The sequence below is a fragment of the Gillisella vitis genome (assembly GCF_021559775.1).
Lineage (GTDB): Bacteria > Pseudomonadota > Alphaproteobacteria > Rhizobiales > Rhizobiaceae > Allorhizobium > Allorhizobium ampelinum.
Genome location: NZ_CP056048.1, coordinates 904,394 through 927,500, shown reverse-complemented (window position 1 = coordinate 927,500; position 23,107 = coordinate 904,394). Strand labels below are relative to the sequence as shown.

Below are 23,107 nucleotides of genomic sequence, written 5' to 3'. Positions count from 1 at the left end.
ACGATGCTGTCAAAGCGGCTGGTATCAAGCTCGGCATCCGGCCCGAGATAGAAAGAGACACCCTGCTGCACCAACGCCTGATAAAGACCGTCCAATGCCTGGCGCGGATCGAGGTGGGCTTCATCCGCGAAAAACAGGCCCTTGCGAAAACGCCCGGCCAAATCCGGTTCCAATGCGGCGATGCCATCGGCGTCCAGCCATTGGTAGCCACGCGTGCGGCTGGCAAAGCGGTTCAGATCTTGGATATCGCGATTTGGGGTGAGGACCAGCGTCCCCTTGCACGTGATGGAGCCAGGCAAAGCCTTTTCCCACCAGTCTGCCGAGGCCAGGCCAAGCGTCAGAACCTGCTCTTCGGCGGCTTCCCGCTCACAATAAGGTGCAAGCATGCCGCCTGCATAGTGAGAAGCCCCCTGCCCTACCGAGGTTTTGATATCGCGCACCGCGACATTAATACCGCGTTGAACAAGTTCAAACGCCAATGTGAGGCCGGCAACGCCGGCCCCCTTGATCAGAATGGACATGTCATTCTCCCGCCGACGGTTTCTCCTCATCGGAGACCGGCATGTAGAGATCGCCACCATCGCGATATTTGGCCGCCATGGCTTCCAGCCCCTCTTTCTGGGCTTCGGCGCGAATATCGTGGGAAATCCGCATCGAACAGAATTTCGGGCCGCACATCGAGCAGAAATGCGCAACCTTATGGGCTTCCTTTGGCAGGGTCTCGTCGTGGAAGGATCGGGCCGTGTCTGGATCAAGCGACAGGTTGAACTGGTCTTCCCAGCGGAATTCGAAACGGGCGCGCGACAGTGCATCGTCGCGGACCTGGGCCGCTGGATGGCCCTTGGCGAGATCGGCGGCATGAGCTGCGATCTTGTAGGTGATGACGCCGGTCTTGACGTCATTGCGATCCGGCAGGCCCAGATGCTCCTTGGGTGTGACGTAGCAAAGCATGGCCGTGCCGTACCAGCCGATCATCGCCGCCCCGATGCCCGACGTGATGTGGTCGTAACCGGGAGCGATATCGGTGGTCAGCGGACCAAGCGTGTAGAAGGGTGCCTCGCCGCAGGTCTTCAACTGCTTGTCCATATTCTCCTTGATCTTGTGCATCGGCACATGGCCGGGGCCTTCGATCATCACCTGGCAATCCTTCGCCCAGGCGATTTTGGTCAGTTCGCCCAGCGTTTCCAGTTCGGCGAATTGCGCGGCATCATTGGCATCAGCAATCGAGCCAGGGCGAAGGCCGTCACCCAGCGAGAAGGACACGTCATAAGCCCGGCAGATATCGCAGATCTCGTCGAAATGCTCATAAAGGAAGCTCTCCTTGTGATGATGCAGACACCACTTGGCCATGATCGAGCCGCCGCGCGACACAATGCCGGTGACACGGTTGACGGTGAGATGGATATAGGAGAGGCGCACGCCGGCATGGATGGTGAAATAATCCACCCCCTGCTCGGCCTGTTCGATCAGCGTATCGCGGAACACGTCCCAGGTCAGGTTTTCGGCAATGCCATGCACCTTTTCCAGCGCCTGATAGAGCGGTACCGTGCCAATCGGCACCGGGGAATTGCGGATGATCCAGTCGCGGATATTGTGAATGTTGCGCCCGGTGGAGAGGTCCATCACCGTATCGGCGCCCCAGCGGATCGCCCAGACCATTTTTTCCACTTCCTCGGCCATGGAGGAGGTGACGGCGGAATTGCCGATATTGGCATTGATCTTCACCAGAAAATTCCGGCCGATAATCATCGGTTCGGCTTCCGGGTGGTTGATATTGGCCGGGATGATGGCGCGGCCCATGGCCACTTCCTGACGGACAAATTCTGGCGTGACGTAATCCGGGATGGATGCGCCAAAGCTTTCGCCATCGCGGATCAAAGCGTCTTTGGCGGCTTTGCGGCCAATATTCTCGCGGATGGCAATGAACTCCATCTCCGGGGTGATGATTCCCGCGCGGGCATAGGCAAGCTGAGTGACGGCTTGGCCGGGTTTTGCCCTCAAGGGCGCATTGCGCACCGGAAATTCCGGCGTCAGCTTTTCGCCTGACGCAAAGCCATTATCCTCCGGCTTGACGTGGCGCCCGGCATAGGGTTCGACATCACCGCGTGCGACCACCCATTCGGCGCGAATACGCGGCAAGCCTGCATCGATGGCAATGGTGGCGTTCGGATCGGTATAGGGGCCGGAGCTGTCATAGACATTCACCGGCGGCTCGCCGGAGGTGGGGTGCAGCGTGATCTGGCGCATCGGCACGCGAATCTGCGGGTGGATCTCTCCGGCAATATGGACCTTGGCGGAGGCGGGAAGCGTGCCGGTGGTGACTTCGGGGGTCGGAAACTGTGGGGCGATATTCATTTTTGAGGCTCCAAGTGTTCAGGTTGGAGACCCAGTCATGATAGCCGGAATGATGGAAAGACGCCTGCCCAACCCATAACGGGCCAACCCAATACGGGCCATGGTTTTGCAGCGCTTGCACCGTCCCTACGCCAGTATGAACTGGATCAGGTTCAACGGGTCACCGCGCTGCTGTTATGCGTAGCGGAATCTCAGCCCCTTGCGGGACACCCCTGGTGAATGAGGAAAGATTACTGCCGAACTGGCACTAAGGTCAATGCCCGGCGAAATCTCATTTCGCCGAAGAGAGGGCTAAGCACCCCAGGTTCGCTCCAGCACCGAAATCCAGTTGCCATGGCAGACCTTGGCAATTGATGCCGCATCATACCCTCGTGCTTCCAGTCCCTGGACGATCAATGGCAGGCCAGTTGCATCCTTCAGGGCATCTGGAACGGTGGTGCCATCGAAGTCTGAGCCGAGTGCGACATGGTCGATGCCGATGCGCGTCACGATATAATCAATATGGTCAATGAGCACGTCCAGCGGTGTAGCGAGATTGCGCTGGCCATCTTCGCGCAGGAAAATCACCCCGAAATTGATACCCACCAAACCGCCACTGTCACGGATGGCATCCAGCTGCTTGTCGGTGAGGTTGCGGCTATGAGGGCAAAGCGCGTGGGCGTTGGAATGGGAGGCAACAAGCGGTGCATTGGAAAGACCGGCGATATCCCAGAAGCCCTGCTCATTCATATGAGAGAGATCGACCATGATCTTCAACTCATTGCAGGCACGGATCAGGTCCTTGCCAGCATCAGTCAGACCGGGGCCGATGTCTGGAGAGGATGGAAAGCGGAAGGGAACGCCATGAGCAAAGATATTCGGCCGGCTCCAGACAGGACCGAGCGAGCGGAGCCCCGCCTGATGCAGCACATAAAGGGCATCGAGATCGGCAGCGATGGCCTCAACGCCTTCGATGTGAAAAACCGCCGCAAAGATTTCATTGGCCAGGCAATGACGGATATCGGCGGCACTGCGGCAGACCTTGACGCGACCAGCCGAATTCGCCTCGATTTCAAGCAGCAGCCGGGCCATGGCCAGCGTCTCATTCAGCGCTTCCGGCTGGGCCGGGGCCTGGAAATCCCCGTTGTCATCAGGTTTGAAGCTTGGCGAGGGAATGAACACGGCACAAAGTCCACCGGCCAGTCCCCCTTGGCGCGCCTTGGGCAAATCAATATGCCCGGCCTCGCCGCCCTGCAAAAAATCCTGATAGGGATGGGGACGGCCAGAGCGGCGCAGCCGCAGCAGCACATCATTATGGCCATCGAAAACGGGAACGGTCTGTGTCATCGCTCTATCCTTGCACATCATCCAAATGCATCGGCTATGCCGAAACATCCTCGCATCGAAGATTCGTGAATATCCAAATGCATCAAAGGCTTGACATATTTAACCCCCAAATGCCACCCATTGAAGCAGATGCAAGACGGTATTGTCATCGGTCTCGCGCGACAAAGCGCATTGTCATACAACCTAAATGGATGCGGTAAATGACAACGCTATCATTGTCGCGGATATTTCGGCGGTAAAAGATTGAATGGAACAGATGTTAAACTGGAAAGACGCCGAACGGACCGTCAACGCCGCTCTTGAACCTTGGACGCAGGACGGACCCGGTGGGGCGGTGATCGGTTTTGACCGGGAAGGTATTCGGTTTGGGCTAAGCGGCGGCGTTGAAAACCTGAGCACGGGCGCACTATTTACCCCGGATAGTGTCATTCGCTATGCCTCCGTCACCAAACATGCCTTTTGTACGCTGGTTCTGTCTCATCCAGATCTCATCGGCCTTGATGATCGATTGGGCGTGCATTTGCCGGAACTGCAAGAACCACTCGCCAGTGTCACCGTCGGCCGCGCCCTGGATATGAGCGGCGGCTTGCCGGATACCCGTGAGGCGCTGAGCCTGCTTGGGTTGTCGGTCTATACGGAAACCCGAAGCGGGCCGCTGCTGGACTTTCTCAGCCGACAGACCCGGCTAAACTTTGCCCAAGGTTCCGAAGTGTCCTATTCCAATACCGGCTACAGGCTGGTGGAAGCGGCGCTTGAGCGCAAGGGCATTTATTTCCGCGATTATATCCAGCGTGCCGGTGCTGAAACCGGTGCGGTTTTCGATGCGCCAGAAGGTTGGAACGATATCGTTGCCGGGCTTGCGCCCGGCTATTGGCATGACGGCCAGAAATGGCAGCTTTCCGCCGCTGGCCTGCATATTTCCGCCTCCGGCAGCATGACAGGCAGCGCCCGCTCGCTGGCCCTATGGCTGCGAGCCCTGCTGAAGGGAGAAGGCGCGCTGGCCGGGCGGCTGGAAGCCATGGCCGCTTTACGTCCACTCGCCGATGGCAGGCCAAGCGGTTACGGGCTGGGATTGGCACGCACAAAGCTGGGCGAGAAGGACTTCGTCGGTCATGGCGGCTCGCATCCGGGCTACAAGACCTATTTTCTGCTTGATCCTGAAACCGGCGCTGGTTTCGTCGTTGTTTCCAACAGGGAAGACACCAATGGCGCCAAAATCGCTCAGTCGACAATGATCGCGCTGTTCGGTCTGCATCTGCCACGCTTGTCGAGGGCGCTTCATGACGGGCTTTACGTGGAAGACAGTGGCCCGAACTGGATTGAGGTGAAGGCAAGCAGCATTATTGCGCTCGATGCCGAAGATGCGGCTTATGATGACGGAGATGGCTGGGTTTCCTCGCGGTCTTCCACCTCGCCGCTGCGGCTGAAAATGCAGGGAGACGATATTATCGGCGACGTCGGCCATGGGCCGCGCCATTACCGACCGGCCAAGGACGATGGTATCTCGCCATCGCTTTCAGGCACCTGGCTTTCATCGGAAGGCGCCCGGCTTGAAATACACGGTTCCATGCTGACGATGGGCATCGGCCCAACCCGCCAGTCCATGCCGTTGCAAGCGCTGGGTGGCGGTCGCTACCTCTTCACGCTTCACGATGGTCCCTGGACCAAGCGGATCTGCCTGAACATGCTCAGTGAAAACCGCCTTGAACTGGTTCTGGCCCGCGCCCGGATGATTGAGTATCAGCGGGCGGGTTAGGGTTTGTCAGGTTCGGATTGGACCATACTACACAATACAAACGCTCTGATTTGTCGTTACCCCCCTCTGTCCTGCCGGACATCTCCCCCTCATGGGGGGAGATCAGATAGGCTTTGCCGTTTATTTTATCGGATACCATGGTGATTTCCGACACTGTGAACCGTAAATGTGAAGGGAAGCGCTCACTCCGAGTCGATCTCCCCCCTTGAGGGGGAGATGCCTGGCAAGGCAGAGGGGGGTAAGCCCCAAATAGAAACGATAGCCTCGTGTCAGCGAAAACCAAGCTCCACCTTTCCCTGACAAACTCTAGGTTCGATTAAATCGCCGTCCTGCGGGCGTTTTCCATGTACAGCGCCCGCAGCCGCGTCACCACCGGGCCGGGCTTGCCATCGCCAACCGGCTTGCCGTCGATGGTGGTGATCGGCACGATGAAATTCGAGGCGCTGGTCAATGCCGCTTCGCGGGCCGCCAGTGCTTCCTCAACGCTGAAGGGACGCTCTTCGATAACAAGCCCATGTTCCTTCGCCAATTGCAGCAGCGCCAGCCGGGTGCAGCCGGGCAATGTTGCGTTGCTATTGGCGCGGGTGATGATCTTGTCATCAGCGGTGACGATATAGGCCGTCGAGGACGCGCCTTCGGTCACGAAACCGTCTTCCACCATCCAGGCTTCGTCACATCCTTCGGCCTTGGCGGCGCGCTTGGCCAGAACCTGTGGCAGAAGGCAGACGCTTTTGATGTCGCGCCGCGCCCAGCGCTGGTCCGTCACGGTTTTGACCCTCAGGCCTTTTTCCATGACGCTAGCAACGTCGAGCGATTTCGACTGGGTAAACAGCAGCAAGGTCGGAGCGAGATCCTCGGAATAGAGGAAATTGCGATCTTCTGCACCTCTTGTATATTGCAGATAGATCATCCCTTCCTTCAAGCCGTTCTCGGCAATCAACCGCCGCTCAATCTCAACGATTTCATCCGTCGATACCGGCAGATGCCCGCCGATTTCGCCGACGCTGCGCTCCAGCCGGGCCATGTGCAGGGCGCTATCGACCAGCTTGCCGTCCAGCACGGCGGTCACTTCATAGATGCCGTCACCAAACAGGAAACCACGGTCAAAAATCGAGATATGCGCTTCGTTTTCGGCCAGGAAGGCGCCATTGAGATAGACGGTGCGAAGGGCGGGATTGGACATGCAAACTCCTGTCATGCGGAAGAGCGTCAGAGACGACGGATCGTGTCGAGAGAAATGGCGGAAACAACGGTCGGCTTTCCCGTAGCGGCATTAACGCCGGTCATGGAAACGGCCATGGTCAGTGAATTGAGGATCGCCTCCTCGGTTGCCTCGATCACAGCCTCGAAAAGCGGCGAAACAACGTCATTGGAGAGCTGTTCACCACTCATCATCGCCTTTCGGCGCGCTGAGGTGCGCCGGACCGACTCTGCCGTCGAAAACGCCAGAGCGTAATCGCCCGAACCATTGCTGAGCGCAGCACCGGTGCGGGCAAGGCCGCCAAAGCAGCGTTCAGCCAACCGGCTCAGATTGCGCGCGCAAAGCGGCGCATCGGTCGCCACCACAATGACGATGGAGCCATCTTTGTCGTGAACCGCATCGGACCGATAGGGCTTGCCCGCAACGAGGAGATGGCCGCCATAGTTGGACTGCACGAGAACGCCGAGTGTATATCGGGCATTGCCGATCTCAACCAGCCGCGAGCTGGTGCCGATGCCGCCTTTCAGCCCGAAAGCCACGGTTCCCGCGCCAGCGCCAACAGCCCCCTCCTCTACCGGACCAGGCTTTGCCGCCGCAATCGCTGCGCTAATCTCCGTGACATCGGGACGGGCAGCGCTGATATCATTCAGGCGGCTGTCATTGGTTTCTCCGACCACGGCGTTGAGGGAGGTGACGCGCTCGTTACCCTTCTGGGCCAGCGTATAAAGATTGATCGCCTCGATGGCGCGGCCGACCGCAAGCGTGTTGGTGAGCACAATCGGGGTCTCGATCTCACCAAGCTCGACGATCTGGGTACTACCGGCAAATTTTCCGTAACCATTCAAAACGGCGAAACCGGCAGGCACCTTGTCCTGAAACAGATTGCCGCCGTGCGGAAGGATCGCGGTTGCACCAGTGCGCGTCCGCTCCCCATCGATCAAGGTCATATGACCAACCGAAACGCCGGTGACATCGGTAATGGCGTTGAGCGGTCCGGCGGGATAATGGCCAACGGGGCTGCAAAGCTCCCTGAACCGCGCACGCGAATTTTCCGTCACATCCTGCTCCGCCAACCGTCAAATCGGCGGCACCCTACCCCCGGCCCTGACAAATATCACGGCAAATCTAGGGATATCCACGATGTTGTCTAAAGGCTCGAAGATGCTTACACATCCTCGCCTTGAAGACATTGCAAATCTCTCAAATGCAGCCGGGGCTTGAGGGGTTTGCGAAAGGAAAACGATCAGTCATCTTCAATGATTGATCATATCAGGGCTTGGTCGCCGAATCCCAATGTTCGTCCGCCTTGCCATCCACAAAACGCCAGCTATCAAACCAGGTCGTCGTATAGGTTTTGGTCGGGTCTTTCGGATCCTTCAGTTCGCGGGGAAAGGCAACGGTGACAATGTCCCCTTCAGCCACCACCGAGACCACTTTGGTCTGCATCTTTTCCGGGATCGGCGACGGCGTGACTTTTCGCACCTTGGTGAAATAGTCGATCACGCCCTGACGGCCCGATGCGGCATTGGGATTGTGCTGAATGTAGCGCTCCGTCAGATAGAGATCGGCACGGTCCCAGTGATTGGCCTCCAGCAGCTCCTTGAGGATCTTATACGTCGTTTGCTTGTTGCGGTTCAGCACCGGATCGGGGCTGGTAAACAGCGCTTCGGCATTATCAACGCCACGAACCGGCTCCTGTGCAAAAACGCCCGAGGCGAGGCTGAGCGACAGCGCGACGATGGAAAGAAAGATTTTCATGGCAAACCCCGTCAGTGAATAATGGACGCCTTGAGATCATACACGACCGCCCCATGCAAGACGGCAGTTTTCCAACCCATAGAAACCAAAAGGAAACCAGCCCATTTCAATCCTTGCCGTGCCGTATCTCCGCCAGCACCTCAGCCGTATGCTCTCCCAGGCGCGGTGCGCGGCGTGCAGTCTCCAGCTCGGCATCTGAAAAGACGATCGGTGTTCGGATACCCGGCACGCCATCCGGGGTGATTTTCATTTGCCGGAAGGCAAATTGCGGATCGGCAAACAGGTCCGCCACCGTGTTGATCGGCCCGGCTGGAACGGTCGCCGCCTCCAGCCGCGCCAAAAGATCGTCGCGCTCGAATTGTCGGGTCTTGTCTTCCATCACAGTGGTCAGTTGACCGCGATGGGCGACACGGGCCGCATTGGTGGAAAATTCAGGCGTCACCGCCAGTTCGGACAGGCCCAGCACACCGCACAGCCGGACAAATTGGCCATCATTGCCGCAAGCAATGATGATATGGCCATCGGCAACCGGAAAGGTCTGGTAGGGCGCAATATTGGGATGATTATTGCCCATGCGCTTCGGCACGATGCCTGACGCAGCGTAATTCATCGCCTGATTGGCCAATACCGCCGACATGCAGTCGAACAGTGCCATGTCGATAAACTGACCGCGCCCGGTCTGAAGACGTTGCGCCAGCGCCGCCTGAATAGCGATCACCCCATAAAGCCCGGTGAAGATATCGGCAAAGGCAACGCCGATCTTCTGCGGCGCACCATCCGGCTCTCCGGTCAGGTCCATGATACCGCTCATGCCCTGGATCATGAAATCATAACCGGCACGTTGCGCATAAGGCCCGTCCTGGCCAAAGCCGGTGACGGAGCAATAGACCAGCTTCGGGTTAAGCTCCTTCAGGCTGTCGTAATCGAGGCCATATTTGACGAGACCGCCAACCTTGAAATTCTCGATCACCACATCGGCTGAGGCAATCAGATCGCGAAGGGTTTGGATATCCTCAGCCCTGGTAAAATCCGCCGTGATCGACCGTTTGCCGCGATTGCAGGCGTGGAAATAGGCTGCGGCCTTTTCCACGCCGTCATCGATGAAGGGCGGTCCCCAGCTACGGGTATCGTCGCCTTGCGGGCTTTCCACCTTGATCACATCGGCGCCGAGATCGGCCAGAGTCTGGCCGATCCAGGGACCGGCCAGAATCCGGGCCAGTTCAATGACCTTCAATCCCGAAAGTGGCGCATTCGACATCGATCCGTCCTCAGAAAAATGCCTGGATACCGGTCTGGGCGCGGCCCAGGATCAGCGCATGCACATCATGGGTGCCTTCATAGGTATTGACCGTTTCCAGGTTCTGCGAATGCCGCATGACGTGATACTCGATCTGGATACCGTTGCCGCCGTGCATGTCGCGGGCCATGCGGGCAATGTCCAGCGCCTTGCCGCAATTGTTGCGCTTGATGAGGGAAATCATTTCCGGCGCATGCTTATGCTCATCCATCAACCGCCCAACCCGCAACGATGCCTGCAAGCCCAGCGCGATTTCGGTCTGCATATCGGCGAGCTTCTTTTGATAGAGCTGCATCCCGGCCAACGGCTTGCCGAACTGATGGCGGTCGAGACCATATTGACGCGAGCGCACCCAGCAATCTTCGGCAGCGCCCATGACGCCCCAGGAAATACCATAGCGCGCCCGGTTCAGGCAGCCGAATGGGCCTTTCAACCCACTGACGCCAGGCAGCAAGGCATCCTCACCAACCTCAACGCCGTCCATGACGATCTCGCCGGTAATTGAAGCGCGTAGCGACAGCTTGCCGCCGATCTTCGGGGCGGACAGGCCCTTCATGCCCTTCTCCAGCACGAAGCCGCGAATGGCGCCATCATGCGCCTCGGATTTCGCCCAGACCACAAACACGTCGGCGATTGGCGCGTTGGAAATCCACATTTTAGAACCGCGCAGGCGATAACCGCCCTCGATCTTTTCGGCTCTGGTTTTCATGCCACCCGGATCGGAGCCCGCATCGGGTTCGGTCAGGCCGAAGCAGCCGATCAACTCACCGGACACCAGACCCGGCAGATATTTATCTTTTTGCTCCTCGGAGCCATAGGCAAAGATCGGATGAATCACCAAAGAGGATTGCACGCTCATCATCGACCGGAAGCCGGAATCCACCCGCTCTACTTCGCGCGCCACCAGCCCGTAGCTGACGTAATTGGCACCCGCCGCGCCATATTTTTCCGGTAGGGTGACGCCTAACAGGCCCGCCTTGCCCATCAGTGGAAACAGTCCGCGCTCGGTTTTTTCGTTGAGATACATGTCCTCGACGCGCGGGCTCAGTTCAGCCTTGGCAAACGCCGCCGCCGCATCGCGGATCATCCGCTCTTCTTCGCTCAACTGGTCTTCCAGCAGAAAGGGATCGTCCCACACAAAGCTCATGGCATCCTCGTATCAAAAATTCTTAGAGCATTTCCAGCAAAAGTGTGTAGCGGTTTTGCGTCCGGAAATGCGTTCTAACTCAGTCTCGCAGATCAAACCGGAATCGCAAAACAATGTTTACGAAACGGGATATGAGTTATAATCATAGCTGATGAAGCTCATTCAACGCCGCCTGCTGCCGTCCACCAGCGCTCTTGTCACCCTGGACTCCGTGGCGAGGCTGGGCAGTTTTTCCGCTGCCGCCAGCGAATTGAACCTGACGCAGGGCGCGATCAGCCGGCAGATCCAAACGCTTGAAGAGCAATTGGGAACGCAACTGTTCCTGCGCAATGGTCGCGGCGTGGTCCCGACGCCGCGTGGCGAGAATTTTCACCGCGCCGTCCAGTCCGCACTGTCTCTGATTCAGGATGCTTCCCTGGAAGCCATGACCGGCTCGCAGGGCAACGCCCTGAACATCGCCATTCTCCCGACCTTTGGCACACGCTGGCTTTTGCCGCGTATTTCCAGCTTTGTCGCCACCCACCCGCATATCAATCTGAATTTCGCAACCCGCATCGGCATATTTGATTTCGATGCCGAACAATTGGATGCCGCCATCCATATCGGCAAGCCGAACTGGCCGCGTGCCACCTGCACCTTCCTGATGGACGAGACGGTCGCCCCGGTGTGCAGCCCGGCATTTCTCAGCAGTCACAGGATCAAATCGGACAGCGATCTGGCCGACCTGCCGCTGATCCAGATGAAGTCGAGACCGCTGGCCTGGGATCATTGGTTCGACAGTCTCGGCATCACCGCCACGCCACGCGCTGCCATGAGTTTCGAGCAGTTCATGAATGTGGCCCAAGCCTGCATTGCCGGGCTTGGCATCGCTCTGATGCCGTTGTTTCTGATCGGGCCAGAATTGGAAAGCGGTCAACTTGTCCTGGCATCGCAGCACCGCGTCAACAGCCAGAGCAATTATTATCTCGTATCACCCGACAACAGGCCGCTATCGAAGCCGCTGGCGGCCTTTTCACAATGGCTGCTCGAAGAAGTAAAGGCATTCACGACCAGAGACGCAGGCTAATCAGCTTTTAGCCACCATTGACCAGCGCCAGAATAAGCTGCTGAATCGGCCCGCCCGGTGCCATTTCGGATTGCTCGAAGATCCGATCCCGCTCGCGCTTCCGGTCGGAGATTTCTCCCAGGCGCTTTGTCAGGTCCGTGCGGATCTTCTTGCAGTCGGGATCATCCGGCACGGTCAGACCAATGCTTGCCGCCTCGATCGCCTTGACCATATCCTTGATGTTTTGACCGTGGACACGCTCGTGCGTCTCAATCCCGGCGATAAATTTTGCCCAGTTTTCCCGAACCGGACTTGTAAGCGACTGGGATGGACGAGGCAGTGTATAGATAACAGTCAATTTAGGAATGGCCGTCTCTAGCACGCAAGCGCTGCCATACGGCACATATTTGCGTGTCCATGTCAGCTTGAATGTGGTATGAGCAATGACATGTATCCGTTTGTCAGTGCCGATAACCGGGCCTTTTTCTCCGATGGATTGATAGAGTTGCGGCCCGCTTTGACCTGAAACGGGGTAAGTCGCAATCTGCTCGACCGCCTGCCAGTCTGCAAATGTTGGATTTGCGACATTTAAAAAAAGCCATGCCATAACGCCAATAGCCATTTTTTCTGAGCGAAATACACCCGATAGGTTGTTACTGCCAAAAAAGCGATCAAGCATGGTTGTTCATGATCCTGTGACAAGGGCTCGTTACTCAAACAATAGTAAGGTTTATTTTCCTGCCTCAAACACACCTGCGAAAGCAAGCGTTTTTTTGTCAGAAAATACTCTAACTCATTGAAATAAAAGAAATGTCACGATTTCGCCACAATGTAATGTTCTGTGTTAGGCGTGGGTGACGCATAACTCCTATCCATCGAATCGTGCTGTTTGGCAGCATTCGCCAGGAGACTTCAGTGATGCAGACAATTGAATCGAACCCGCAGGACCTCGAATCCATCGCTCGCAAAGGTAGTGCCTTTCGACGCATGGCTGTGCGCATTCCGACATATATTGCCGACGTGAAGGAAAACCCTGCCTGGCTGCCAATGTTTATGCTGGCCAGAACCATGCCGGGTCGACAGTTGCATTGGCTGACAGCCCGCAAGCACAAGCCAGGCTCCAACACCCAACCCAGCATGTTCAAGGCAGACAGCGGATCCGCAACGCTTGCCTTGCGAAAGGACGGAATTTTCACCGGCCTGCAATTGCCAAGCGACATCCATGAATCCATTCATGATCATGCGCTGAAAACGCCCTGCTTCGGCAACTTCGACCGGCGACTGGAATTCAAGGCAGGCGATCATGCCGAAGCTGAGAAAACATTCGGACGCCCAATCCTGAGCGGTCACCTGTTCGAGCGGACATTGAATTGCGAAGCGGCTGTCGCCATTCAAAGAGATCCGTTGCTGATCGATATCGCCAAAAACTATCTCGGCGGCCAGGCGCAGTTGATCACCACTCGTCTCTGGTGGAGCTTTCCCACTGCCGCCACCGAGAAAGACCGCAGCATGGCTTCGCTCGACAAGTTTCATTTCGACCTCGACGACTGGCGTATGTTGAAATTCTTTTTCAATATCAATAGCGTCGATGATGGCACAGGGCCGCATATCTACGTCAAGGGTAGCCACCGCCGCCGTCGGCTGAAACACCAGTTGACCTTGCTGGTCGGCCACCCGGCGGAAGAAGTGCTTGACTATTACGGCAAGGACAGCGCTGTCACACTTACCGGACCAGCAGGATCGGGCTTTGTCGAAGACCCGTTCGGCTTCCATATGGGTACGGTGCCAACGGCGAAACCACGCTTGATGATGGAGGTCGGCTTCGGCGTTTCCAAACCGTCAAAGCGCCGCTTCCACGGCGAACCGATCCTCCGCTGAACGCTGCCAGTCAATAATCCACGCGACATTAATCCGCAGGCATTATTAATCCGCAGGACAGGGCCAATCGGACGGATTGGTCAGGCCTGCGGGAAGCTTGGTCTTTGCATCGCCACAGGCAAGGTTGACCTGGTCCTGTTTCAGCCCTTTGGCTGTCGACAGGTCCACACCTTCAATACGGGTGCGAAACAGGAATGCGTCTTCAAAATCGACGCCACCATCCAGCCGCGCCAAATTGAAACTGGCGCGGGACAGGTTTGCCACTGTGAACTTGGCTCCCATCAGGATGGATTTTTCGAAATTGACCCGGCTGAGTTCCGCCTTGGTAAAATCTGCACCAGCCAGATTGGCGCCACCTAAATTGACGCGCTGCATTTCAGCGGAGACAAAACTGGCGTCCACTCCAGACATTGCCGACATCTCGGCGCGATAGGACTCGATACGGTCGAATTTCGCTCCGTCGGCATTGGCGCCAGCAAAAGAGGCGCGGATCAATGTCGCCTTTTCCAAATCGGCGGCCTGCAAACTGGAATTGCTCAAATCGGTAAAACTCAGGTCCGCATCGTAGAGATTGGCACCGCGAAGGTCGCTGCCGCCCAGCATCAACTGCCGTTTGCGGCATTCTGACCAATCCACCTTGCTGGCTGGGCCGCTTCGGCAATCGGCTGCCTGGGCTAGGTTCGTTCCGAGCATAGAGACGACAACGAGAGAGAACAGGCAAGACGCAAGCCTGGCAGTGTTTTTGATATCCTGGAACAAAGCGAATTGCATAGATCTCGTCCAACCTCACCTTTTGGCCATGCACAGCAATCGACCGCACGGTCACCATGCATTCCCCCCACTGCATGATTCCTTAAATCCCACCTGATGTCAGGAGAAAATCATGCAGCAATTTAACGTGCTATAGCCCTTTGTTTTTACGCATCTTGTTTTTTGCGTATCTCCAGCCTCCATTCACATATGGAAACGATACAGGCGTCAAGTCTGCTATCGGCCTATCTAACCAGACCTGGCTTGGTTACCCAAGGAGTCTCTGCTTAAATCACTCTATACCGGCGCGATTTTTCTCCAAAACAGTTGATCGCTGTCCTAAAACCCTGCCTCATCAAGAAAATCATCACACCGACAGACTGTCATGCTCACAAATCATGCCAAGCGACGATCCTTTTGGACACCTTGTCAGGATCATTAGTGTGCAATGCAATTGTCAAGTATTTCGCAGTGCGGTAAGCCTGATCCGTGACCCATAGCGACCTGACCATTCTTGTCATCGATGAAAATGCCATCCGCGCCTCTATTATCGAAGAAGGGCTGCGGGAGGCAGGACATCTGCATGTCACTGTTATCAACGAGGTCCAGGGTATCGCCCGCAGCATCGAAACGCTGGCGCCAGACGTGATCATCATCGACCTGGAAAGCCCCAATCGCGATATGCTGGAGCATCTGTTTCAACTGAGCCGCAGCGTCAGCCGACCGATTGCAATGTTCGTTGATCGGGCCGATACGGAATCGATCGCTGCTGCCGTCGATGCCGGAGTGTCCGCCTATATCGTCGATGGGTTGCGCAAGGAGCGTGTCAAGCCGATCCTCGATATGGCCGTCATCCGGTTCCGGGCCTTTGAGCGATTGCAGCGGGAATTGACGGAAGCGCGCACGGCGCTGGAAGAGCGCAAGGTGATCGAGCGGGCCAAGGGTATCTTGATGAAAATGCGCGGCCTTTCGGAAGAAGAGGCTTTCGCCCTGCTGCGGCAAAGCGCCATGAACGAGAAAAAGAAAATGGTGGAGATCGCTCAAAGCGTTGTCACCGCCGCCAGCCTTTTGATGTGAGGACGCCAGACCATGACCGAGGCCGCCACACAGACGACCATTCTTTCCGCACCGGTCGCAGGCCGGACGGAAACCCGTCACCTGCGCGTCGGCTTCATTCCGCTGGTCGATGCCTCGGTGTTGATTGCAGCCGTTGAATTCGGCTTTGCGGCGCGCCACGGCCTGACCTTGGAACTGGTGAAAGACGTCTCCTGGGCCAATCTGCGTGACCGTCTGGCTTTCCAGCAATTCGATGTCGCCCACATGTTGTCGCCAATGCCTGTCGCTTCCATGCTCGGCCTTGGCTCCAACCCCTCCCCAACGATTACTGCGTTCTCGCTGGGACAGGGTGGCAATGCCATCACTCTATCGATCCGGCTGTTTCAGCGGATGGAAGAAACCGGGTTGGTTGCAGCGCAGGCCAGTGCGCTGGACAATGTCCGGGCGCTGGCCCGTGTGCTGGAGACCATGCGCGAACGCGGTGAGCCAATGCCGACCTTGGGCATGACCTATCCGTTTTCCTCGCATAATTACGAATTTCGCTATTGGCTGGCCGCTGGCGGCATTGATCCGGACCGTGACGTGAAGCTGGTTGTGGTACCGCCGCCGCTCACCTCCGATGCCTTGGCCGCAGGTGCCATCGATGGCTTTTGCGTCGGCGCGCCCTGGAACATGGTGGCGTCCGAGCGCGGTGTTGGCCGGATCGTTGCTGCCAAGCAGGATATCTGGCCATCGGCCCCTGAAAAAGTGCTGGGCATGCGCCCGGATTGGGCGGCGGAAAACCAGGAGACTGTTAACAGGCTGATCACGGCTCTCGATGAGGCTGCCCGCTGGTGTGACGCACCCGACAACCGCGATGCGCTGGCCGAAATGCTCTCCGCACCACGCTATATCGGCGCGCCAGGCGACATCATCCGCCATGTGCTGGGTGGTGTCTTCCATCTGGATGCAAAAGGCAATCGTCGGGTCATCGACCACTATTTCCGCTTCCATGCCGAGCAGGCAAACTACCCCCGCCCAAGCCAGGCCTTGTGGATCTATAGCCAGATGATCCGCTGGGGACAGACGCGCTACAACGAAGCCGATGTGGAAAAAGCAGCCAGCGCGTTTCGCCCGGATATCTACCGTGCCGCTCTTGGCCTGCCCGATCAGTTGGCACTAGACGATTTGCGGGTAGAGGGATTGCGCGAGGGAGACCGTTTCATCGATGGTTTTGTCTTCGATCCTGCCAAACTCGCCTCCTATGCCGGGCAATTCCCGGTGCGCGCCCATCTTGCAACATCTGCGAGACCAGAAGAAATTTGAACGGATTTCGGGCAATTTTTTCGCCATGTAAATAAGCACTGCGCAATAATTAGACGAGAACCTCGGCTGATTTTCGAGCGCCCTCAGCTGATCCGCCAGCAATTCGAAAAAATGCGATACATTTCACTTTTATTTTTATGCATTCAATTTCATCAGCTTAACGTTTAAAAACTCACCTCTCGCCAGAAAAACACGCGGCATTCGCCGGAATTTTACAAAACTGGCACGGGCTTTGCTTCTATATATTTGCGTGGTCAACGGCGACCAACGCGAAATAGCGCAGACGCTGCGCTTTCCCTGAGACATCGACGTCGCAAGGTTTTTGAGCGGACACCTCCCGGTCCGCGCAGGAATCTTCGCGGCGTTTTTTTGCGTTTTGCCCTTTTGCCCGCCCGACAGGAGCCAGTCATGACCCGCATCGCCCATCACGCTATCAATCGCCGTTCCATTCTCAAGGCAACAGGTGCTGCTGCCACGCTTGCCGCCGCGCGCATCCTTTTACCATCCGGCGCGCTGGCGGCCACCGCCACACCGGAAGTCAGCGGCGCCAAGCTTGGCTTCATCGCCCTGACGGATGCCGCCCCCTTGATCATCGCGCAGGAAAAAGGCCTGTTTGCCAAATATGGCATGACCGGTGTGGAAGTGTCGAAGCAGGCCTCCTGGGGTGCGACCCGCGATAACCTCGTGCTGGGCGGCGCATCCAATGGCATTGACGGCGCACATATCCTCACGCCAATGCCCTACCTGATGCAAACCGGCAAAGTCACCCAGAACAATGTGCCGGTGCCTATGTCCATCCTTGCACGCCTCAATCTCGACAGCCAGGGCATTTCAGTCGCCAAGGAATATGCAGAGACCGGCGTCGCCCTTGATGCCGCAAAGCTGAAGGACGCCTTTGCCGCAAAGAAAGCCAAGACCGGCGAAGTCAAGGTGGCGATGACCTTTCCGGGCGGCACCCATGATCTGTGGATTCGCTACTGGCTTGCCGCTGGCGGCATCAATCCAGACAAGGACGTCTCGACCATCGTCGTGCCGCCACCGCAGATGGTCGCCAATATGAAAGTCGGCTCCATGGACGCCTTCTGCGTCGGCGAACCCTGGAACGAGCAATTGGTCAACCAGGGCATCGGCTTTACCGCCTGTACCACCGGCGAGCTTTGGAAGGGCCATCCTGAAAAGGCCTTCTCGATGCGCACCGAATGGGTGGAAAAGAACCCCAACGCCACCAAGGCGCTGATGATGGCGATCATGGAAGCGCAGATCTGGTGCGATAGCATGGAAAACAAGGCCGAAATGGCCGATATTCTCGGCAAGCGCCAATGGTTCAACGTGCCGCCCAAGGACGTGCTTGGCCGCCTGAAGGGCAATATCAATTACGGCAATGGTCGCGTGGTGGAAAACACCGGCTTGCAGATGAAGTTCTGGCAGGACCATGCCTCCTACCCGTTCAAGAGCCACGACCTGTGGTTCCTCACCGAAAACATCCGCTGGGGCAAGTTTGCCGCCGATCTCGACATGAAAGCACTGGTCGACAAGGTCAACCGTGAAGACATCTGGCGGGCTGCCGCCAAGGATCTGTCGGTGGCCAGCGCCGATATTCCGGCATCGACCTCGCGCGGCAAGGAAACCTTCTTTGACGGCAAGGTCTTCGACCCTGAAAACCCCAAGGCCTATCTCGACAGCCTGACCATCAAGGCTACGGCGTGACCGCGCGCAACAGGAGAAAACTCATGTCCGCAAGTCTTCGCAAAGCAGAACCCACAACCCTTTCTGCTCCACAATCGGTTGGAACTGTTGTCACCATGGCGCGCCGTCCCACTCGCAGGTTCAACAGTCAGCGCATCGGCGCAAATGTGCTGCGCAATGTCGTGCCACCATTCGTGGTTCTCGCCATCCTGCTGGGCATTTGGCAGATCGCCTGTTCCCATGCAGGCGCGACCTTGCCGCCGCCAAGCCAGGTCTGGGAAGAAGCCCACGACCTGATCACGGCCCCGTTCTTCAACAATGGGCCGCAGGATATCGGTCTTGGCCTGCGCGTTCTGGTGTCGCTGGAGCGGGTGGCAATCGGCTTCGGCCTGGCCGCCATTGTCGGCGTCTTTCTCGGTGCTGTGGTCGGCCAGAGCATCTGGGCAATGCGGGGCCTTGACCCGATCTTCCAGATCTTGCGCACCGTGCCGCCGCTTGCCTGGTTGCCTCTGTCGCTGGCGGCCTTCCAGAATTCCAATCCGTCGGCAATTTTCGTGATCTTCATCACCTCGATCTGGCCGGTGATCATCAACACCGCCGTCGGTGTGCGCAATATTCCCGACGATTACCGCAATGTTGCCCGGGTGCTGCGGCTCAACCCGCTGGAATTCTTCATCCGCATCATGGTGCCTGCCGCCGCCCCTTACATCTTTACCGGGCTTCGCATCGGCGTCGGCCTGTCATGGCTGGCCATCGTTGCCGCTGAAATGCTGACCGGCGGCGTCGGCATCGGCTTCTTCATCTGGGATGCGTGGAACTCCTCGCGGCTCTCCGACATCATTGTGGCGCTTGCCTATATCGGCGTGACCGGCTTTGTCCTCGACAAGCTCGTCGCTCTCCTTGGCAGTGTCATCACCCGTGGCACCGCGAAGAACTAAAGGGAGGCCTGCTAATGAATGCCTATCTCAAAATCGACCATATCGACAAAAGCTTCGAACGATCAGGCACAAAGACCGAGGTCTTGAAGGATGTCTCGCTGTCCATCGGCAAGGGCGAGTTCGTCTCGATCATCGGCCACTCCGGCTGCGGCAAGTCCACGCTGCTGAACCTGATTGCCGGACTGACCCGCGTGACCGCAGGCGCGATCCTGCTGGAAAACACCGAGGTCAACGCACCGGGGCCGGAACGGGCCGTGGTGTTTCAGAACCATTCGCTGCTGCCGTGGCTGACGGTGTATGAAAACGTCAATCTCGCCGTCTCCAAGGTGTTTGCGGGCCGCAAGACCAAGGCGGAAAAGCATGACTGGGTGATGCGCAATCTCGATCTCGTGCAGATGGGCCATGCCAAGGACAAGCGTCCCGCGGAAATTTCCGGCGGCATGAAACAGCGGGTCGGCATTGCCCGGGCGCTGGCCATGGAGCCGAAAATCCTGCTGCTGGACGAGCCGTTCGGGGCATTGGACGCGCTGACCCGTGCCCATTTGCAAGACGCCGTGATGGAAATCCATGCGCGCCTCGGCAATACGATGATCATGATCACCCACGACGTCGATGAGGCCGTGCTGCTCTCCGACCGGATCGTGATGATGACCAACGGCCCCGCCGCAAAGATCGGTGAAGTGCTTGATGTACCGATCCCACGCGTCCGTGACCGCATCGCATTGGCCGGAGACCGGACCTATCTCAAATCCCGCGAAGCCGTGCTGAAGTTCCTTTACGAACGTCACCGCTTCGTCGAAGCCGCGGAGTAACCCCCATGCTGGAAAAACTTGTCATCATCGGCAATGGCATGGCGCCGGGACGGATGCTGGAAGAGCTGTTCGAAAAAGCGCCCGGTCTTTATGACGTCACCGTTTTCAATGCCGAGCCGCGCGTCAATTATGACCGCATCATGCTCTCGCCGGTGCTGTCGGGCGAAAAGGCCTATGAAGACATCATCATCCATAACGATCAATGGTATGAAACCCATGGCGTGACCCTGCATCGCGGTGCGAAAGTCTCCGGCATCGACCGGCAGGCAAAAACCGTAACCTCGGAAAACGGCATCACCGCCACCTACGACAAGCTGGTGATCGCCACCGGCTCCCTGCCCTTCATCATCCCGGTCCCCGGCCATCAATTGCCCGGCGTGCTCGCCTATCGGGATCTCGATGATGTCGAGAAAATGCTGGAGATCAGCAAGGGCCAAGGCCGGGCCATCATCATCGGCGCGGGGCTGCTCGGACTTGAAGCCGCCTATGGCTTGAAGCGTCAGGGCATGGAGGTCACTGTCATTCACTTGATGCCGACCATCATGGAACGCCAGCTCGATCCCGCCGCCGCCTATCTTCTGGAAAAGGCGCTTTCCGAACGGGGCATCGAGATCATCACCAAGGCCAATACCAAGGCGATCCTCGGCACGGACAAAGTCGAAGGTATTGAGCTGGAAGACGGTCGGGTGATTGCAGGCGACATGGTGGTGATGGCGGTTGGTATCCGTCCGGCTTCACAACTGGCCAAGGATGCTGGTCTTGCCGCCAATCGTGGCATTGTTGTCGATGACGGCATGCAGACGTCGGACGCTTCGATCTTTGCGCTTGGCGAATGCGCCGAGCATCGCGGCATGTGCTACGGTCTGGTCGCGCCGCTCTATGAAAGCGCCCGGGTGCTGGCCGATAGGCTAACTGGCGGCCATGCCGAATATCACGGCTCTGTCGTCAACACCAAGCTGAAGGTCACCGGCATCAACCTGTTTTCAGCTGGCGACTTTGCAGAAGCCCCGGACCGCGAAGAAATCGTGCTGCGCGATGCCTCATCCGGCATCTACAAGCGGCTGGTGCTGAAGGATAACCGCATTATCGGTGCCGTGCTTTACGGCGAAACCGGTGATGGCTCGTGGTTCTTCGATCTGATGAAGCGCGGCACCGACATTTCGCAGATGCGCGACACGCTTATTTTCGGCCAGTCCTACCAGGGGGGTACACCGCTGGACCCTATGGCGGCCGTTGCAGCCTTGCCGGATGATGCGGAAATCTGCGGCTGCAACGGCGTCTGCAAGGGCAAGATCGTCTCGACCATTACCGGCAAAGGCCTGACCTCGCTGGATGAGGTGCGCGCCCATACGAAAGCCTCCGCCTCCTGCGGTAATTGCACCGGCCTTGTCGAGCAGGTCATGGCGCTGACGCTGGGTGATGCTTATAACCCCAAGGCCGTCACGCCGATTTGCGCCTGCACCGACCTTGGCCATGACGACGTACGCCGGTTGATCAAGGCCAAGGGCCTGAAGACCATCCCCGCCGTCATGCAGGAACTGGAATGGAAGAGTTCCTGCGGCTGCGCCAAATGCCGCCCGGCGCTCAACTATTACCTCGTCTGCGATTGGCCGGATGAATATGCCGATGACTACCAGTCACGCTTCATCAATGAGCGCGTCCACGCCAATATCCAGAAGGACGGCACCTATTCGGTCGTACCGCGCATGTGGGGCGGCGTCACCAATGCTGCCGAACTCAGAGCCATTGCCGATGTGGTCGATAAGTTCGAAATCCCCATGGTCAAGGTCACAGGCGGCCAGCGCATCGACCTGCTAGGCATCGAAAAGGAAGACCTGCCCGCCGTCTGGGCCGATCTCGGCAAGGCAGGTTTCGTCTCCGGCCAGGCCTATGCCAAGGGTCTGCGCACGGTTAAGACCTGCGTCGGCTCCGACTGGTGCCGGTTCGGCACGCAGGATTCCACCGGGCTTGGCATCAAGATTGAAAAATTCATGTGGGGCTCCTGGACACCCGCCAAGTTGAAACTGGCCGTCTCCGGCTGTCCGCGCAACTGCGCTGAGGCGACCTGCAAGGATATCGGCGTCATCTGTGTGGATTCCGGGTTTGAGATCCATTTCGCCGGAGCAGCCGGTCTCGACATCAAGGGTACCGATGTTCTTGGCCTGGTCAAAACAGAAGAAGAGGCGCTGGAGCATATCGTCGCGCTGACCCAGATGTACCGCGAACAAGGCCGCTATCTGGAGCGGATCTATAAATGGGCAAAACGCATTGGCCATGATGAAGTCCGCCGCCAGATCATGGAGGATGAAACCAAGCGCAAGGCCTATTTCGACCGCTTCGTTTTCAGCCAGAAGTTTGCCCAGGTCGATCCCTGGTCGGAGCGGGTCTCCGGCAAGGACAAGCATGAGTTCAAGCCGATGGCGACCATCGGTTACACCCAGGCAGCGGAGTGAGATCATGAATCAGAACTGGACCTCAATCGGCCATATCGACGACATTCCGCTGCGCGGCGCGCGCTGCGTAAAAACTCCTCAGGGCAAGATCGCGGTGTTTCGCACCGCCGAAAACGAGGTGTTCGCCATCGAGGACCATTGCCCGCACAAGGGTGGACCGCTCAGCCAGGGTATCGTCCACGGCAAGGCGGTCACCTGCCCTCTGCACAATTGGGTGATTTCGCTGGAAAGCGGCAAGGCGCTGGGTGCCGATGAAGGGGCCGTGCGCACGATTGCGGTGCGCAATGTCGAAGGCGTGCTCTCCATAGCCATGGAAAGCCTGTTGCAGGCGGCGGAGTGAGCAT

At 57.7% G+C, this 23,107-nt stretch carries 20 protein-coding genes and 1 riboswitch (1 of these 21 only partly in view); of the genes, 10 read left to right on the top strand and 10 right to left on the bottom strand.

What is annotated here, in order from left to right; all coding sequences use genetic code 11:
• From thiO to AVCG78_RS21125, 3 genes are all read right to left on the bottom strand, one after another.
• Positions 1 to 521, bottom strand: the 5' portion of a protein-coding gene (gene thiO, locus AVCG78_RS21135; protein ID WP_071584377.1) for a glycine oxidase ThiO. Its footprint begins 472 nt before the window's first position; only the first 521 of its 993 coding nucleotides appear in the window; its start codon is at positions 519 to 521; the stop codon falls past the left edge of the window.
• Between the two features lies 1 nt (position 522).
• On the bottom strand, positions 523 to 2,355 hold the full coding sequence (gene thiC, locus AVCG78_RS21130; RefSeq protein WP_071584378.1) for a phosphomethylpyrimidine synthase ThiC: 1,833 nt from the start codon (positions 2,353 to 2,355) through the stop codon (positions 523 to 525).
• Between the two features lie 105 nt (positions 2,356 to 2,460).
• Positions 2,461 to 2,579, bottom strand: a riboswitch (TPP riboswitch).
• 67 nt (positions 2,580 to 2,646) lie between these two features.
• The gene (locus AVCG78_RS21125; protein ID WP_071206144.1) at positions 2,647 to 3,681 is read right to left on the bottom strand and encodes a dipeptidase; all 1,035 of its coding nucleotides are present in this window, start codon (positions 3,679 to 3,681) and stop codon (positions 2,647 to 2,649) included.
• Positions 3,682 to 3,928: 247 nt separating this feature from the next.
• Between AVCG78_RS21125 and AVCG78_RS21120 the strand changes: the two genes are divergently transcribed.
• Positions 3,929 to 5,437, top strand: a complete 1,509-nt coding sequence (locus tag AVCG78_RS21120) for a serine hydrolase domain-containing protein (protein ID WP_156601656.1) — start codon at positions 3,929 to 3,931, stop codon at positions 5,435 to 5,437.
• A 316-nt stretch (positions 5,438 to 5,753) separates the two neighbouring features.
• Here AVCG78_RS21120 and AVCG78_RS21115 read toward each other — a convergent pair whose 3' ends face one another.
• The 5 genes from AVCG78_RS21115 to AVCG78_RS21095 all read right to left on the bottom strand — a co-directional run bounded on the left by AVCG78_RS21115 (position 5,754) and on the right by AVCG78_RS21095 (position 10,840).
• Positions 5,754 to 6,620 carry a D-amino-acid transaminase gene (locus tag AVCG78_RS21115; protein ID WP_071206148.1) on the bottom strand — a complete coding sequence of 289 codons (867 nt, stop codon included), beginning with the start codon at positions 6,618 to 6,620 and terminating at the stop codon, positions 5,754 to 5,756.
• Positions 6,621 to 6,646: 26 nt separating this feature from the next.
• Entirely contained in the window at positions 6,647 to 7,696 is a 1,050-nt protein-coding gene (locus tag AVCG78_RS21110) for a DmpA family aminopeptidase (RefSeq protein WP_071206240.1), read from the bottom strand.
• A 211-nt stretch (positions 7,697 to 7,907) separates the two neighbouring features.
• Positions 7,908 to 8,396, bottom strand: a complete 489-nt coding sequence (locus AVCG78_RS21105) for a nuclear transport factor 2 family protein (protein ID WP_012654188.1) — start codon at positions 8,394 to 8,396, stop codon at positions 7,908 to 7,910.
• A gap of 106 nt (positions 8,397 to 8,502) precedes the next feature.
• On the bottom strand, positions 8,503 to 9,654 hold the full coding sequence (locus AVCG78_RS21100; protein ID WP_071206150.1) for a CaiB/BaiF CoA transferase family protein: 1,152 nt from the start codon (positions 9,652 to 9,654) through the stop codon (positions 8,503 to 8,505).
• Between the two features lie 10 nt (positions 9,655 to 9,664).
• Entirely contained in the window at positions 9,665 to 10,840 is a 1,176-nt protein-coding gene (locus AVCG78_RS21095) for an acyl-CoA dehydrogenase (protein ID WP_012654186.1), read from the bottom strand.
• A gap of 151 nt (positions 10,841 to 10,991) precedes the next feature.
• On the opposite strand from AVCG78_RS21095, the gene AVCG78_RS21090 reads away from it, so the two are divergent.
• Entirely contained in the window at positions 10,992 to 11,906 is a 915-nt protein-coding gene (locus tag AVCG78_RS21090) for a LysR family transcriptional regulator (RefSeq protein WP_071206152.1), read from the top strand.
• 7 nt (positions 11,907 to 11,913) lie between these two features.
• Here AVCG78_RS21090 and AVCG78_RS21085 read toward each other — a convergent pair whose 3' ends face one another.
• Positions 11,914 to 12,564 carry a DUF922 domain-containing Zn-dependent protease gene (locus tag AVCG78_RS21085; protein ID WP_409065496.1) on the bottom strand — a complete coding sequence of 217 codons (651 nt, stop codon included), beginning with the start codon at positions 12,562 to 12,564 and terminating at the stop codon, positions 11,914 to 11,916.
• 239 nt (positions 12,565 to 12,803) lie between these two features.
• Here AVCG78_RS21085 and AVCG78_RS21080 point away from each other — a divergent pair, with 239 nt between their 5' ends.
• A complete protein-coding gene (locus AVCG78_RS21080; RefSeq protein ID WP_071206154.1) occupies positions 12,804 to 13,763 on the top strand; it encodes a phytanoyl-CoA dioxygenase family protein in 960 nt (319 codons plus the stop codon).
• A 45-nt stretch (positions 13,764 to 13,808) separates the two neighbouring features.
• Here the strand turns inward: AVCG78_RS21080 and AVCG78_RS21075 are convergent, their stop codons facing one another.
• Positions 13,809 to 14,534 carry a pentapeptide repeat-containing protein gene (locus AVCG78_RS21075; RefSeq protein ID WP_071206156.1) on the bottom strand — a complete coding sequence of 242 codons (726 nt, stop codon included), beginning with the start codon at positions 14,532 to 14,534 and terminating at the stop codon, positions 13,809 to 13,811.
• 468 nt (positions 14,535 to 15,002) lie between these two features.
• Between AVCG78_RS21075 and AVCG78_RS21070 the strand changes: the two genes are divergently transcribed.
• The 7 genes from AVCG78_RS21070 to nirD all read left to right on the top strand — a co-directional run bounded on the left by AVCG78_RS21070 (position 15,003) and on the right by nirD (position 23,103).
• Positions 15,003 to 15,590, top strand: a complete 588-nt coding sequence (locus AVCG78_RS21070; RefSeq protein WP_060717143.1) for an ANTAR domain-containing response regulator — start codon at positions 15,003 to 15,005, stop codon at positions 15,588 to 15,590.
• Between the two features lie 12 nt (positions 15,591 to 15,602).
• Entirely contained in the window at positions 15,603 to 16,874 is a 1,272-nt protein-coding gene (locus tag AVCG78_RS21065; protein ID WP_071206157.1) for a CmpA/NrtA family ABC transporter substrate-binding protein, read from the top strand.
• Between the two features lie 408 nt (positions 16,875 to 17,282).
• Positions 17,283 to 18,581 carry a CmpA/NrtA family ABC transporter substrate-binding protein gene (locus tag AVCG78_RS21060; RefSeq protein ID WP_156582976.1) on the top strand — a complete coding sequence of 433 codons (1,299 nt, stop codon included), beginning with the start codon at positions 17,283 to 17,285 and terminating at the stop codon, positions 18,579 to 18,581.
• Positions 18,582 to 18,604: 23 nt separating this feature from the next.
• Complete coding sequence (gene ntrB, locus AVCG78_RS21055; protein ID WP_071584380.1) at positions 18,605 to 19,498, top strand: nitrate ABC transporter permease; 894 nt, start codon at positions 18,605 to 18,607, stop codon at positions 19,496 to 19,498.
• Positions 19,499 to 19,512: 14 nt separating this feature from the next.
• Positions 19,513 to 20,310, top strand: a complete 798-nt coding sequence (locus tag AVCG78_RS21050) for an ABC transporter ATP-binding protein (RefSeq protein ID WP_041698612.1) — start codon at positions 19,513 to 19,515, stop codon at positions 20,308 to 20,310.
• A 5-nt stretch (positions 20,311 to 20,315) separates the two neighbouring features.
• Entirely contained in the window at positions 20,316 to 22,763 is a 2,448-nt protein-coding gene (gene nirB, locus AVCG78_RS21045) for a nitrite reductase large subunit NirB (protein ID WP_071584381.1), read from the top strand.
• Between the two features lie 4 nt (positions 22,764 to 22,767).
• Positions 22,768 to 23,103, top strand: a complete 336-nt coding sequence (gene nirD, locus AVCG78_RS21040; protein ID WP_071206167.1) for a nitrite reductase small subunit NirD — start codon at positions 22,768 to 22,770, stop codon at positions 23,101 to 23,103.
• The last annotated feature ends 4 nt before the right edge of the window (positions 23,104 to 23,107 follow it).

What these genes read in the sequence shown, in the direction of transcription:
- AVCG78_RS21100 (WP_071206150.1), bottom strand. Translation starts at nt 9,654, where the DNA reads ATGTCGAATGCGCCACTTTCGGGATTGAAGGTCATTGAACTGGCCCGG.
- nirD (WP_071206167.1), top strand. Translation starts at nt 22,768, where the DNA reads ATGAATCAGAACTGGACCTCAATCGGCCATATCGACGACATTCCGCTG.
- AVCG78_RS21105 (WP_012654188.1), bottom strand. Translation starts at nt 8,396, where the DNA reads ATGAAAATCTTTCTTTCCATCGTCGCGCTGTCGCTCAGCCTCGCCTCG.
- nirB (WP_071584381.1), top strand. Translation starts at nt 20,316, where the DNA reads ATGCTGGAAAAACTTGTCATCATCGGCAATGGCATGGCGCCGGGACGG.
- AVCG78_RS21080 (WP_071206154.1), top strand. Translation starts at nt 12,804, where the DNA reads ATGCAGACAATTGAATCGAACCCGCAGGACCTCGAATCCATCGCTCGC.
- AVCG78_RS21115 (WP_071206148.1), bottom strand. Translation starts at nt 6,620, where the DNA reads ATGTCCAATCCCGCCCTTCGCACCGTCTATCTCAATGGCGCCTTCCTG.
- AVCG78_RS21090 (WP_071206152.1), top strand. Translation starts at nt 10,992, where the DNA reads ATGAAGCTCATTCAACGCCGCCTGCTGCCGTCCACCAGCGCTCTTGTC.
- AVCG78_RS21125 (WP_071206144.1), bottom strand. Translation starts at nt 3,681, where the DNA reads ATGACACAGACCGTTCCCGTTTTCGATGGCCATAATGATGTGCTGCTG.
- AVCG78_RS21075 (WP_071206156.1), bottom strand. Translation starts at nt 14,534, where the DNA reads ATGCAATTCGCTTTGTTCCAGGATATCAAAAACACTGCCAGGCTTGCG.
- ntrB (WP_071584380.1), top strand. Translation starts at nt 18,605, where the DNA reads ATGTCCGCAAGTCTTCGCAAAGCAGAACCCACAACCCTTTCTGCTCCA.
- AVCG78_RS21065 (WP_071206157.1), top strand. Translation starts at nt 15,603, where the DNA reads ATGACCGAGGCCGCCACACAGACGACCATTCTTTCCGCACCGGTCGCA.
- AVCG78_RS21085 (WP_409065496.1), bottom strand. Translation starts at nt 12,564, where the DNA reads ATGCTTGATCGCTTTTTTGGCAGTAACAACCTATCGGGTGTATTTCGC.
- AVCG78_RS21050 (WP_041698612.1), top strand. Translation starts at nt 19,513, where the DNA reads ATGAATGCCTATCTCAAAATCGACCATATCGACAAAAGCTTCGAACGA.
- thiC (WP_071584378.1), bottom strand. Translation starts at nt 2,355, where the DNA reads ATGAATATCGCCCCACAGTTTCCGACCCCCGAAGTCACCACCGGCACG.
- AVCG78_RS21120 (WP_156601656.1), top strand. Translation starts at nt 3,929, where the DNA reads ATGGAACAGATGTTAAACTGGAAAGACGCCGAACGGACCGTCAACGCC.
- AVCG78_RS21095 (WP_012654186.1), bottom strand. Translation starts at nt 10,840, where the DNA reads ATGAGCTTTGTGTGGGACGATCCCTTTCTGCTGGAAGACCAGTTGAGC.
- AVCG78_RS21060 (WP_156582976.1), top strand. Translation starts at nt 17,283, where the DNA reads ATGACCCGCATCGCCCATCACGCTATCAATCGCCGTTCCATTCTCAAG.